The sequence below is a fragment of the Patiriisocius sp. Uisw_017 genome, from assembly GCF_047731265.1.
In the GTDB taxonomy this organism is placed as follows: Bacteria; Bacteroidota; Bacteroidia; order Flavobacteriales; family Flavobacteriaceae; genus Patiriisocius.
Map to the genome: position 1 here is coordinate 1,811,883 of NZ_CP159835.1, position 13,669 is coordinate 1,825,551.

11 protein-coding genes are annotated in these 13,669 nt (G+C 35.0%); 3 read left to right on the top strand and 8 right to left on the bottom strand.

Features of this window, described 5'->3' with window-relative positions:
* Positions 1 to 177 precede the first annotated feature (177 nt).
* Both ABXT67_RS08295 and ABXT67_RS08300 read right to left on the bottom strand, forming a co-directional pair.
* Positions 178 to 468 (bottom strand): transcriptional regulator, encoded by a 291-nt coding sequence (locus ABXT67_RS08295; RefSeq protein WP_415376805.1) that lies wholly within the window; start codon positions 466 to 468, stop codon positions 178 to 180.
* Positions 468 to 938: a hypothetical protein gene (locus tag ABXT67_RS08300; RefSeq protein WP_415376807.1), complete on the bottom strand. Its 471-nt coding sequence runs from the start codon at positions 936 to 938 to the stop codon at positions 468 to 470. The genes ABXT67_RS08295 and ABXT67_RS08300 overlap by 1 nt, the downstream gene beginning before the upstream one ends.
* Before the next feature lie 284 nt (positions 939 to 1,222).
* Between ABXT67_RS08300 and ABXT67_RS08305 the strand changes: the two genes are divergently transcribed.
* Together ABXT67_RS08305 and ABXT67_RS08310 are read left to right on the top strand one after the other, a co-directional pair.
* Positions 1,223 to 1,465: a hypothetical protein gene (locus ABXT67_RS08305; protein WP_415376809.1), complete on the top strand. Its 243-nt coding sequence runs from the start codon at positions 1,223 to 1,225 to the stop codon at positions 1,463 to 1,465.
* Between the two features lie 244 nt (positions 1,466 to 1,709).
* Positions 1,710 to 3,299: an NADP-dependent glyceraldehyde-3-phosphate dehydrogenase gene (locus tag ABXT67_RS08310; protein ID WP_415376811.1), complete on the top strand. Its 1,590-nt coding sequence runs from the start codon at positions 1,710 to 1,712 to the stop codon at positions 3,297 to 3,299.
* Positions 3,300 to 3,658: 359 nt separating this feature from the next.
* Here ABXT67_RS08310 and ABXT67_RS08315 read toward each other — a convergent pair whose 3' ends face one another.
* The 4 genes from ABXT67_RS08315 to ABXT67_RS08330 form a co-directional block, all read right to left on the bottom strand.
* Positions 3,659 to 3,925: an adenylate/guanylate cyclase domain-containing protein gene (locus ABXT67_RS08315; RefSeq protein ID WP_415376812.1), complete on the bottom strand. Its 267-nt coding sequence runs from the start codon at positions 3,923 to 3,925 to the stop codon at positions 3,659 to 3,661.
* A 121-nt stretch (positions 3,926 to 4,046) separates the two neighbouring features.
* Positions 4,047 to 6,794 (bottom strand): metallophosphoesterase, encoded by a 2,748-nt coding sequence (locus tag ABXT67_RS08320; protein WP_415376813.1) that lies wholly within the window; start codon positions 6,792 to 6,794, stop codon positions 4,047 to 4,049.
* A gap of 262 nt (positions 6,795 to 7,056) precedes the next feature.
* Positions 7,057 to 7,827, bottom strand: a complete 771-nt coding sequence (locus ABXT67_RS08325) for a prohibitin family protein (protein ID WP_415376814.1) — start codon at positions 7,825 to 7,827, stop codon at positions 7,057 to 7,059.
* A 531-nt stretch (positions 7,828 to 8,358) separates the two neighbouring features.
* Positions 8,359 to 8,655 (bottom strand): hypothetical protein, encoded by a 297-nt coding sequence (locus ABXT67_RS08330; RefSeq protein WP_415376815.1) that lies wholly within the window; start codon positions 8,653 to 8,655, stop codon positions 8,359 to 8,361.
* 721 nt (positions 8,656 to 9,376) lie between these two features.
* On the opposite strand from ABXT67_RS08330, the gene ABXT67_RS08335 reads away from it, so the two are divergent.
* Positions 9,377 to 10,249 carry a helix-turn-helix domain-containing protein gene (locus ABXT67_RS08335; RefSeq protein WP_415376816.1) on the top strand — a complete coding sequence of 291 codons (873 nt, stop codon included), beginning with the start codon at positions 9,377 to 9,379 and terminating at the stop codon, positions 10,247 to 10,249.
* A gap of 71 nt (positions 10,250 to 10,320) precedes the next feature.
* On the opposite strand, the gene ABXT67_RS08340 is transcribed toward ABXT67_RS08335, so the two are convergent.
* Together ABXT67_RS08340 and ABXT67_RS08345 are read right to left on the bottom strand one after the other, a co-directional pair.
* Positions 10,321 to 10,908: an SOUL family heme-binding protein gene (locus ABXT67_RS08340; RefSeq protein WP_415376817.1), complete on the bottom strand. Its 588-nt coding sequence runs from the start codon at positions 10,906 to 10,908 to the stop codon at positions 10,321 to 10,323.
* Positions 10,909 to 10,921: 13 nt separating this feature from the next.
* The gene (locus tag ABXT67_RS08345; protein ID WP_415376818.1) at positions 10,922 to 13,657 is read right to left on the bottom strand and encodes a carboxypeptidase regulatory-like domain-containing protein; all 2,736 of its coding nucleotides are present in this window, start codon (positions 13,655 to 13,657) and stop codon (positions 10,922 to 10,924) included.
* Positions 13,658 to 13,669 lie beyond the last annotated feature (12 nt).

Here is a 13,669-nt window from a genome sequence, read left to right on the forward strand (position 1 = left end):
GTTTTGGTGCTTAACACAGAGTATAGGTGTATTTATCAAGTCCGCCAAATCTTTTGATTTGGCTTTAGAACAAAAAAGATAAAACAAAATAAAAAGTTTTGGCTAAGTGCTTAATCGGAAATTAATTACTTTTAATTCCCGTACTAACCATAGCCGAGACGTTGGCATTCATTACAGCTACAAGTCACTTACAATACGCTTCAATTCTTCTACATGCAAGTCAAATGCACTTCTACCTTTAGCAGTTAAATGAAACCACCTGCGCGCTCTCCCATTTACCTTATTTTTCTTCTGTTTGATGTAACCTACATCCTCCAGCTGCTTAATGTGTTTGGACAATACTGAATCACTAACATCCAACTCTTCTCGAATCACCCGAAATTCAACTTGGTCAAGTGGTGAAAGCAATGCACAAATCTGGAGACGGTTAGGTGCATGTATTATTGGGTCAAATTTTGAATCCGCCATTAGCTCCTACTTGTATTAAGTCTTTTATTGTATGCTCGGTACTCACCAATCATCAAACTCCAAATGCCAATTGTAAAAAAGGACCCTATAACAAAGGGAGCCCAATTATATTCAAAATGGTAATTTAAATACTGTCCGCTAATTATTGCTAAAAAGTAAAGCGGGATGATGCATATAAAACTAATAATTATAGTTCGCTTTGAAAATAAGATTCTTTCCGCTACTCCCGCAGATTGGGTTTTGCTAATTATTGCAATTACCAGAATTACAATTAATACGATTAGAATCGTATTGTACGTTCTAATCTCAGCACCCAACAATGCAATTTGAGTTCCTATTAGTATTCCCAAAATAGCACCAAGCCATATTGGAGTTGGTAAGACTCGTTTTAGGCCTGCGTATTTCATTTCGTTAATTGAATCAAGTGCTTCCTGAGCCTCTTTGGATTGAATTTGTTTCTTTTCTGTCATGGTATAAATTAATTATTAATAAGTTATTACTTTCCATATCGGAAACAAAGATAAAGTAACTTTCCGAATTGGAAAGTAAAATTGAAGTTATTTATTTATATTGAAAATATTGGCTTCTAGAAAGAGAGGATATAAACAAGTAAATATTTGAAACAACGAAATGCCAACAACATATAAAAATAATGCTTAGTTTAGTGCTTAATCAAGAATTTGCGCCTTTTTTCTACTCCTGATTTCCCTTTGGAATATCCTCTCACACAACCGCACTATTTTCAAATGATAAGGTGGAAAAGTACAGTGAAGGCAACAGTTGGCCACTTTCTATGGGAAGTGAAGGAAAACCATCTGTTTATGTAGAAAACACATATAAAACCAATGATGAAGAAGGATTAGAACCTTTTTTACGCTACAAAAGTTTTTCTTTGCAGGAAACATCAATAAAATATATAGATGTCGCAGAAGAATTTATCCTCTATTTCCGATTTTATGAAAAAGTAAATAACAAACAGAATCGCACGTTTTATTAGGTAAGTGATTATGGCGAATTGGACGAAGTCCTAATTATCGAACCAAAATTGATTAAAGTTAAAATCAAGTATTTGAAGGGATATGGAGTGTCTACCTTTTAATACTCAGAATTTTTCTTACTGAAATGTTTGAAATATCCTGCTTTTTTGTAGTTTCAAAAATTAGACATTTAAGAAAGATGTTCAAATAGACGGGGTTTTTTGTTTATTAATATTACCTTTAGTTTAAACAAAAAAAATCAATATGAACACAACATCCAATCACATACCTAAAAAGTATGCTTTAGAAAAACCAATTCACTCAAATCTATACCTGGTTGACGGTGTGCTTAAGGAATGGGCTGGTGATACCGCTGAGGTATATTCCAATATCTACTACGAAAACGGAGAACCTACCTTACTAGGCTCGGTTCCTGATATGGATTCAGGCATTGCTAATGAGGCAATTAAGTCTGCTGTGACTGCCTTTGATAGAGGAAAAGGGGTTTGGCCTACCATGAAAGTAAAAGACAGGATTGCTTGCATGAATACCTTCGTTGAAAAGATGAAACCCCACAGAGAAGAAGTCGTTAAATTGCTAATGTGGGAGATCGGAAAGAACAAACAAGATGCATACAAGGAATTTGATAGAACCATCGATTATATTCTAGATACTATTGAGGCCTATAAAAAACTTGATAGAAAAAGCGCAAGATTTGAAAAGGAAAGTGGAATTTTTGCACATATTAGAAGAAGCCCACTTGGGGTAGTTCTTTGTCTAGGCCCCTACAATTATCCTTTGAATGAAACTTTTTGTCTCCTCATTCCTGCATTAATCATGGGCAATACCACAATTTTTAAGCCAGCTAAAATAGGAGTGTTGTTAATTACACCCTTATTAAAGGCATTTCAAGAAAGCTTTCCACCCGGAGTCGTAAATATAGTTTTTGGGCGGGGTCGTAAAATTGCCGCTCCCATCATGAAGACAGGGTCCATAGATGTTCTTGCGTTAATAGGGCATAGTACCTCTGCTGTAGCGTTGCAGGATGAACATCCATTTAAAAACCGGTTGCGATTAATCTTAGGTCTTGAGGCAAAAAATCCAGCCATCATTCTTCCAGATGCAGATATTGATCTTGCCGTTCGCGAGTGTATTTCGGGATCTCTGTCATTTAACGGTCAGCGATGCACCGCGTTAAAAGTTCTTTTTGTACATAAGGATGTAGTGGATGAATTTAATAAGCGTTTCTCGGCTGCAGTAGATTCACTAAACTTCGGTTTACCTTGGGAAGACGAATCTTTTCTTACTCCACTGCCAGAAAAAAGTAAACCAGATTACATAGATAGTCTAATTAAAGATGCTACTTCTAAAGGCGCTAAAGTATTAAATACAAAAGGAGGAGAACTCACTCACAATTATTGCTATCCAGCTGTTTTATATCCGGTTACCAAGGACATGAAAGTGTTTCACGAAGAACAGTTTGGTCCTGTAGTACCTATCATTCCCTTCAGCAATATTGATGAACCACTCGACGCTATAGCCGACTCAGAATACGGGCAACAGGTTAGCATTTTTGGTAAAAACACAGCGCAATTGGGTCCACTTATTGATGTTCTTGCAAATCTTGTTTGTAGGATTAATATTAACAGTGCTTGCCAGCGAAGTCCGGATATTTTCCCATTTACAGGCAGAAAGAACTCAGCAGTAGGTACGTTGAGTGTTTTTGATGCACTAAGAAGTTTTTCAATTCGCACATTTGTTGCTTCTAAAGACAATGAATATAATAATGAAATACTTGAAAATCTAGTAGCATCCAAAGACTCGAACTTCATCACTACAGAGTACCTTTTGTGAAAAGGAGCAGAAGAAAATAGGTGCCTTTGTTCTATGAGAAAGAATACTTGATTGCCAAACAACGATTGGTACTTTTGATTTGAGTCCAAACCATTTAAATGGTAGTTATGTTGTTATGAGTATGTTTACAAGAACATTTACAATGTTTGATTGAATTCAAGAGGTCATCGAATAATAAGAGGTGCTTAGGACTATAGGAAGTCTATAATGTTTATATCTCTTCTTAGAAGAATAACATTTAGTGCCTAGAGCATAATTATGAAAAGCCTGTCCAATTGGACAGGCTTTTTTATTTGCATACAATTCATTCTATAAAATGAAACTAGGATACTCACGTTTCCACAAAGTGCATAGGTGGTTTACCCTTTCCTTATGCGCTTATTTCGCCCTTGTGAGGTAAAAGTATAATCTGTTTCCTCTTTAATCAATTCATAAGTAGATGCTGAAATATTCACCTCACCAGCCTCATTATTGTTTTCCATTTTGCTAGCCACATTTACGGTGTCTCCCCAGAGGTTATACTGTAATTTCTGAGTCCCTAGGAGGCCCGCAACAAAAGGGTCCCTATGCACACGAATGCGTATTTTAGAATAAATATTTCTTCTGGTTTTGTAAGCGCCCCCCATTTACCCAGCTTCCAAAAGTGATGACAGCCATTGTTTTGTGGGTGCTTCTTTAAAGGTAATATATCTACTTGGTTTAGGTAAAGCTACTGTTATAGTGAGCTTTACCTATGAATGGTTGTTTTTATTTTAAAATAAAAGAACCTTTAATGATTCTATCAGAATTTTGAATTATCAGAATATATTTTCCAGTAGCATAAGCACCAATTTCTATAGTTGATAGTTCTTGGTTTATTAATCCTTGGCTAACTTGACTTCCTCCCATGTTTATAATAGTATAGTTGTATTCACCAATCATATTGCTTGGCATTTTGATGTTTAGGAAATTACTAGATGGATTTGGGTAAAGCTTTAGTTGGTTTTCACCATTTAGTTCTAATGCAGTACCTAAGATTTGTTCGCAATCTGGGTCCAGTGGAGTATAGGTCTCCCCAGATGCACTAGTGCGAAACGAGAAAAAACAGCCTAGTTCAAATTGTAAGGCCTTCATAAAGCCATTGCTGAAATTGTTGACATGAAACATGTCTATAGCAATTACCCTACCTTCATAAAGCGATCGAATATTGCTGGCTTTGGTATGACCCAAAATCACAGATTCAACTGAAAAACCATCTAATATGTTGTTAACTTGAGCCTGTGTTAATTCTTCCTCAACCATACCTCTGTACCAATAAATACCGTCACCACTAGTCACTTCTTCACAGTCACTATTAGGGCAGTCTATGCCATTCATTATCAATCTACCATAATCGTTTATTTCATTATATGTTAAGTTTAAGTTGGCCACCTCAGGAGTAATACCTCCATGTAAATAGGCATAGTCACCAACTCTTTCTATAATGTTCTTTGATCGCAACCATCTCCCTAATTCAGAGTCAGTATCATAAAGCTCTGACATTCTTTTTCCCATTAAGTGCGCATCGTTGAAATATTTTGTTTCTACGTATCTCCAGTCATCAGTCATATTAAATATTTCGTGATTTCCTATTATTAAATGTATTTTCCCTCCCGCTAATTCAGCTTCACTTTCAAGTTTGTATAACAGCCACATAGATTCTTGGATATGGAAACCTCTGTCAAATAAATCGCCACTAATCATTAAATGACCATCACCATAGGTCCAGTTAAAAGCTTCATCCATAATGCCTTCTCCTCTCAATACCTGAGTAAGTCCTTCAATGTGACCATCAAAATCTGAAATAGCCAAAAACTTAGAAGGTGTCTCTGTATCTACAGAAGGTTCTATTGTGATTTCAGGCTTTAACGAAAAAGTAAAACTTGTTCCCATATGTGGAAGGTCGCAGGTTAACTCTAAACCGTCTGCAGATGCATAGGTATTACTTACTAGCCCTGCGGGTGTAATTTCTTGTACAATAATTTCACCCCCATCATAAAATACATAAGGGCCATCTTTATCGTAGGTATATGTGGGTGTTATAAAACTGTCAAACGAAAAATCTTCATTTCCAGCGCTTCTGTTTCTTACGGTAACTGCAATGGTGTTTTCTCCAGTTACAAAAAAGCTAGCAGCTACTTTATAAGTGAAAAAATCGTTTTCAATGGTTGTATTCATACTTTGTCTCGCTGCCGTATTATGCGTTATCGCTCCTAAGGGAATTAATTCAGACCTTAGTACTTCAACCCCATTGATAAAAACTATAGCACCTTCATCGTGTACCATGTGAATAAAAACTTCGTCTAGTGTTGTTGCATCTGCTACCGTTACTTTTTTTCTGAAATAGTAACTAACCAGACCCTCGTTAAGTGTTGTGGCTTCATCTCCATCACCAAAACCAAACTGTCCCGTGCCAATTGCCCAATTAGTATCATTATAAGCTACGGTGTTCCATGCTGCTCCAGGATCTGCCGGATCATCACGGTAACGCCAAGCACTTTCTTGATTAAAGAAAAGCGGTTCCACTTCATTTATTACTGAAATTTGTTTTGTGACTACATTATTTACAAGGTTTTCATCATTGTTGATGTTTACTTCTACACTTAAATCGTAGGTGCCTAATATGCTAAGATCTGCAGTTTGTGCAAACGTGAATGTGGTGCTTTCGCCAACAGATAGAGGGACTGTTCCTGGTTCAGTTGCAATTAAAGTACCATCGATAGTATATGAAAGTGTGTAGTTTGTAGCGGCTACATTTCCAAAGCTTGTAACTTCGGCTTGCACATTAGCTGCTGCATTTACATAGGTTGTATTGGTAGGTAAATTGATTGCAGTTAGCTCTAGGTCTGCATTAGAATTAGAGGTGTATTCAATAGTTAATTTAGGTGCTATTAACGCGCCTCCATCAAACGATTCCGCTTTTCTGCGGTCATCTGCATTACCTGTTCCTGTCATTACAAAGGTAATTGGGTTTCCGCTGAGCCATCCGTTTGAGGTAATCACTTCATTGATTATTGAAGATAGGTCTGGAGTTCTTTGTGCTGCTCCATCTGCGTCATCTATCCAAGAAGGTATGTTATCCCAGGCAACACTTGCTGTTGTAGTTGTTCTATTTGATATGTTATTGGTAGCGTCCACAAACGAAGGAGAATTAGCAATGTCTTCTCCTTTAATAGTGATGGTCAATACTCCGTCATTGTCTCCATCTGCCGTGAATTGTATAAAAGCGTTTGTAATGGTGGCATTTACTGGGATAGCAATGTCTTGAAATCTTAGACCTATTGTTTGCATGCCTTGATCGTTAAAAGAATCGTACATCATTTCAAGATCTGAACTGTCAGTAAGTACATCAGATCCATCAAATTTTTCTTCTGCATCATCAGATGATGATAGGATTTGTCGCTCAAATGTTTGTGATGAAACGTGAAGTCCACACATTAACAAAAAGACTAAGAAAGAGTAGGTTATTTTTTTCATGAGATTTTTTTAAAGTTGTATATCAATTTTTTATACAAAGGAAGGTTTTATCAAGCGTGCACTCATTATCTAAATGTTAAATAATTGTATAGGTTTGGGCACTTTAGTTCTTGAAGGAATATTTACGCTGAGAATATTGCTACCGCAATTGGGATTCTTAGGTAAATGCCATAACAGGCGTTTAAAGGGTTTTAAGTATTTAAAATAAAAAAGGCTGCTATTCTAATGAACGCAGCCTTTATCCAAAAAACTTAAATAATGTTTAATTTTCTCCGCCAATCAAATAAGGCGTTTTGCCATCGGTAATAATTACTTTACTGTTTGGAGACTTAGATAATTCTATAAAGGCTTCAATACTTTTAAGTTTTATGATGTCAGGAGTTAATCCTTCAGAAAGTATTTTTTGAGCATCTCGCGTGCCTTCTGCGTCTATAATTTTACGTTCTGCTTCTAGGCGTTCTTCTTGTAACGTAAACTCCATACGCATGGCATCTTGTTCAGCTTGTAGTTTTTGTTCTATAGATCTGGATAATCCAAGTGGCAATTGTATGCTTTTCATTAAGACAGCCTCTATAATTATGCCTTGTGGGGCAAGAGTTAGAGCTATTTTTTTCTGTATGGCTTTCTCAATATCTGCCCGTTTTCCAGAATGCATGTCTTTTGCGAAAAATTCTGAGCAGACATCAGATGCTGCAGAACGGAATACACTTTTTATAATGTCCCTATAGTTTGGGCCAATATTTTCTAAAATAGTGGGTAGTTTACTAGTTTCAAGACGAAACAAGATAGAAATTTCTGAATCAACACTTAGGCCTTCCTTACTAGGCAAAACCAATGATAACAGTAAATTGTTAGTTTGGATAGACTCTTTAAGCACACGGGTAGTAAAGGGGTTATAAAATACCGTCCCTTGCGTGGTCACTTCTGTATCTAATTTTCCTAATTTTTGTCTGATGCCTGCTTCTCCAGGTCTTACTACTGCGCAGCTTGTTGTTAACAATAACAATGCTGACAAATAAACTAAATTTTTCATAGCCTTTTTTTTTAAATTAAAGATACTTAATATCGGTAAAATATTTGCATAAGTAATTATTATAAAGACTATAAGAGCACCTAATACAGTAGATTAAGTTGTTGAAAAACAACAAGTTAAATATCAATCGGTTTTTACCTGTTTAGAAAAGTTTAACAGCCTTTTTAAAATTAGGAACGCTGCTGTTTTGATAGTCCTCACACTAATCCAATAACAAGGTGTCATTGGGTGTAAATAGTGGCTATTATCAAAAACCAGTTTTTACTATAAATAAAAAAAGACCAATCATAAGACTGGCCTTGAACAGAAAATTTAGTAAACCATAACGTTTAATCCACTTTCAAAAAGTTTCTCTGAGATTTTTTAGAGCTCTAAGAGTTAAATTTATTTGTAATTTTTTTACTATCAGAGGTTAAAATTAATCAATGACTTTCAACTTTATTCAACTTATATAATCTGTGCTTTGTAGAAGAATACTCAAACCTCTGACGGAGAATATAATTATAAAAACGATTGCTGTCTTCATCATAGTTAAAATATAACGCTATTATTAATACAAGACTTTGATAGTTCTTGAATCTTGGCTTTTTTAGTGTTTATAAAGCTAGATGTCCAGTTGGTCATAATATATTTTTCACATTTATTCTCACTGCAAGAAACCTTATGTGTTTGGCTTTCTCTTGGGCATTGTTTTGTCAACCATTTTTTGCAACTTCCGCACTCGTTTTGGATAATATTAATCGTTTCTTTTAATTCTCCTATTTCAAATAATCTATACTTTTCTTCTGAAGCTTCGTATACGATATCAAAATAATTAATGACTTCCATAGTTTTCGCTTTTTAAAACGCCTAGAATAAATGGGCAGGCTGTTAGGTTATTAATTACCTTGTATTCCAATAATTGGTTTAGCTTTTTCACTACTGTGTTTGAGGTCTTACTTTCATACCATTGGCTTATTTTTTCTTTTCAATACAATGCTTATTTCTCGTTGTGTGTAAAACTAACTTATGTTCCTTTTATAAAAAGAAACTCTTCCGCAATCAATACATTCGCCTATCAAGTCACACCCTTATTTTATATAAATTTCGGCTTTGTTTTTTAATTTAATTTTTTTTAAATCTCCAACCATATGACATTTTCTAATCGATATTCGTCTTGCTTCTTTAAAGAGTCTTCTACTATTTTTACTTGTTCATTAATTACTTAAACCTCCAGACTACCAATAACACCTCATAAAATCCATTACTATTAAGTACTTCTATGGTGGTTTATTCGGGTTTTTATTATTGAGTTTTAATGGTTAATTCTGTTCTTTTCTGTAGAACACGTTCTTGTGTTTTTCCTAAGACGCTATCACGAATTCAATCATTTAAAATACAAAGGTAGAATGGATGCCTTGGTTTAAAAACAACTATCTAATCCAGTTTGTATGCTATTTTATCATATTTTAGGAGTTAAATGCTATAACAGGGTAAAATAAACTATAAAATAGATAATATTGCATAGTATATGTGTTTTTAATATTGTAATTTTACTAAAAAAGTTGTTATGAAAAAACAACCGTTATTAGAAAAAATTAGTCCAGATTTTGGAAGTTCTTTTTTTGTGAAGCAACATACCGAAAGCAAAAAAGTTGGTGTTGCTAGTTGGCATTTTCATCCAGAGATTGAGCTAGTATATGTTAATAAGGGGCGGGGGAAAAGGCACATAGGCAATCACTTGTCTTATTTTAATAATAGTCAACTAATCCTTATTGGGTCAAACCTACCTCATAGCGGTTTCACAGATCGTTTTACTTCTGAGGGAAGAGAAACTATAGTACAATTTAGATCAGATTTTTTGGGAAACGCACATCTCGAAATGCCTGAAATGAATGCGATCGCTGCGATGCTTATTCAAGCTAAAAAGGGAGTCTTGTTTGGAATGGAAATAAAGGAAAAGATTGGTTCTAAAATAGAAGACCTCGTTAATTTGGAAGGTTTTATGCGTATGATTTTATTTTTAGAAATTTTGAATGATTTAGCATCTACAACCGACTATACATTATTGAATGTTGATGGTTTCGCTTTCGAAATTACCTATAAAGATAGTTTGAAGATTGATGTCATTTATAAATACATAAATAACAATTTTCAAAAATCTATTAGTCTTGAAGAAATAGCTTCTGAGTCTAGTATGACCGTTACGTCATTTTGCCGTTATTTTAAAAAAGCAACTGGTAAGACATTTGTTCAAGTTGTTAATGAATATCGCATAGCGCATGCAACCAAGATTTTAACCGAAAGTCAAATGAACATTGCTGATATTTGTTTTGCTTCTGGGTTTAATAATTTTTCCCATTTCAACAAACAGTTTAAATCGATTACAGGTAAAACTGCCTTAAATTATCGAAAGGAGATCAAGCTTATGTTGGACTCTTAATCAAGTTTAGGGGCAAAGAAACAGAGGGTGAATCTCTTCGAGAATTAGGAGATGATTTTTATGTGGAAATCTTACTTTACCAATTCCACAGCTACTTCATTTCTTCTAAAAAAGAAATCATAGGGCGGGTTATAACCAAACAAGTAGAACTTGTCGCTAAAGGGAATTTCTTTTTCTTTTAACGTTTTGATTAATTGTTGCTTGTTGTCTTCGATTTTTCGGTCGTTCGCCCATCCGCCAAAAGAGCGTATTGCCATCGTTTTTGATGGCTCTTCTATAAAGGTAATATCTGATTGAATAGGGACAGGAAGCTCGTCTTTTTTAAGAGTTTTAGGAACCATAAATTGCATAGAAGAGTCATCTCCTAATTTCATCGATACCGGAGAAGTCATCGCAATTTTCTCATTACTTTCATTTGCTCCAAAAATATAAGCTCCCAATTTTGAAAAACCGCCGCTTGAAGCTTCCTTATAAGATCTATCAACAATAGGAACAGAGGTAAATAAACGAGCCTCATAATTTCTAATTTCAATATCTCCAACAGTCTCTATCAATGCATATGGATACATTTCTATGCTAGTGCTGCTTCTATGAATAAAAAATTGAGCGATCACAAAAATTAAAAATAGAGATATAACAACGATAAGTACTGTCTTCATTTTTCCAAATGTATTAAATCGAATACAACAACCTTAGCGTTACAAAACGAGGTTGAATAAATGTTTCTGAAGTAAATACCGAAATATTATTGGCACTATTTTGTATTTGCGAATCGATATCTAAAATATTAGTAGCTCTAAGTTCATATTCAAACCGAGCATCTTTATCTTTTCGATATGATAGCGACGCGTTCCAAGTTTGAAATGAATTAATCTCCCCTTCTTCATCACTCAATCGATTGTAGGTAAAGTCTGTTCTAAACGTAAATGCTTTTTTGATATATGCATCAAATTCAACTGAAGGTGCATTGGTGATAAAGCGGGTGCTGGTCGAGCCTTGGTCATTGTCACTTACCGAAAGTCTATAACGCAGAGTAACGTTAGGAGCTTCTTTAAAGGTAGTGCGAATTCCTGGGGTATAACTCTGTGTGAAAGCTTCGTTAACAGAACGTATTCCTTGAATAAACTGGTTGATTTTGCTATAGTTTAAATTTATATTTAAACTAGCTCTTACTTTTCCAAAGCCACGTTCTACGCGTCCAAAAGCAGTAAATGTCTCATCGGCAAAATTTGAATTGAAAAAAGTACTCGTTCTAATTACATTCTCGAAATTAGTCAATCCACGAATCTGATCGATGTTTTTTGAGTAGGCAACCCGACCAAAAACATTGGTGTAATTAAAGAGGTTAAAACTTCTGTAAAACAAGCTTAGGTTGTGCGATAAGGCATTTTGTAGTTCAGGATTTCCAAATTGAATGTCATTGAAACTATTTAATACAATACCCTCTGCCAATCGAGTTACATCGGTAAATTGATTTTGCATATTGTAATTAAAGGTCAAACTTTCACTTTTCTTTAGCTGGATACGTGTTTCAAAATCTGGTAATATTCTGAAGAAATTATCATTATATTCTTGACCAAATTGAACGTTTTTGTTCCCATAGGCATGAGCAGAAAAACCTGGGGTTACCGTAAAAATACCTGCTTTGAATTGATAGTGGACTCCAACATAAAGATCACTAAAATTATACTCCGTATCGTTCGTGGCCCTACCGTCATTAAATGTTGGGGTAGGATTGAAAAATTCTCCATCTTCTAAAAACTGGAATATATTTGAATTAAAACGTTGCTGGCTAAGAATAGTACCTAAGGTTATGTTGATATTGCTTTTGTTATTAAGGATATTATAGTAATCTAATTTAGCATCTAGTTGATTCGATTTTATACGTCGGTCCTGCCCTAAATTGTAATTATTAAAAGATTGATTTAAACCCAGTGCCGAGGCAGTATTGTCAAATGCATCTTGTTCTTCAGGTTCTAAATCATTATTAGTTGGATCGTTTCCGAGCAATGCATTATAAAAAGGGTCCTCATCTTTTATTAAATATTGCGCTTCAAAAGCAAATATATTGGTCTCATTGAGTGTGTAATAGTAATTAAAATTTTGATTGATGCTAAAGGGAGAAACTTCATCCACTTGTTTTGTTGCGCCCACTACAGAGGAAAATTGAACTTGTGTTTGTTCATCTTTTGAAACACGCGCAAGTACATCATAATCTACTTGATTGTTAAAATTAGGTTTGTAAGAAGCGCTTAGCTTTAGTAAACCTTGGTTGGATAGTTCTGAACTAGTTTGCTCGGTAGTTTCATCCGGAATACCAAGATCGGTGTCTGTATATTGAACAAAGCTTGTCTCTCTTGACCTAATACGACTGCTATTAAGAATCGCAAATCCGGTAATGTCTAGTGATTCGTTTGGAGAATAACTAAAGTTGGCAGCACCTAGTTGGGTTTTGATTTCAAGTGCATTGTTCTGATTCGTTAAAAAATTAAGCGAATTATCACCTAAATTAATATTTGTTCCACTAGATCTGCTGGGAAGCCTTAAACCTCCACCAAAACTTCTAATGTCTCGTCTGGTTAGGGAAGATTCACCTGTATTGTTTAAGTCTCCTATAAAATTAAGACTGAACTTGGGACTGTAGTAGAACAATTTAGGTTGCACTATGTACAATCCATCTTCTCTTGCTACACCAGCACCGGCAGTAACATTTCCAAACCAGAAATTTTCCTTTCCTTCTTTTAATTTAATGTTTATGGCTACATTATCTTGATTGTTGGTCACACCACTCAATTGACCTACTTCTGAATAATTACGAAGTACTTGAATTTTATCCACCGCATTAGACGGTATGTTTTTAGAGGCTAGTTTTGTGTCTCCATCAAAGAAGTCTTTTCCGTTAACCATAAGTTTGGTAACAACTTTCCCTTCTACTTCTATTTGTCCATCTTCATTTATCTCTACCCCTGGAAGGTTTTTTAATACATCTTCGAGTTTACGTTCAGAACCATTTTTAAAAGAATCTGCATTGTAAATTAGAGTGTCACCTCTTACGGTAACTGGCATCTCATAGCTCAATTCTACTGTTTCAAGGCTGTTGTCAGCCTTGAGATTATAGTCCTTACTAATTCCATCATTTTGAGTGGAAAGTTCTTCCTCTAAGGTTTTCATCCCTATGTAACTTACTTGCATGTTGTAAGTTTGATTTTTAGTAAGTGCAAGCGTAAACGAACCATCGGCCCCAGTTACTGAATAGGCTTCTAAGCCGCTGGTTTCCTTATTAATTGCGATAACATTAGCGAGCTCTAGAGGTGATCCAACACTGTCTCTAACAACTCCTTGTAATTTAACTTGTGAAAAAGTAGTACCTGCCACTAAAATAAGTGTGAGTATAAAAATGTTTTTCATTGGGTGTGTTAG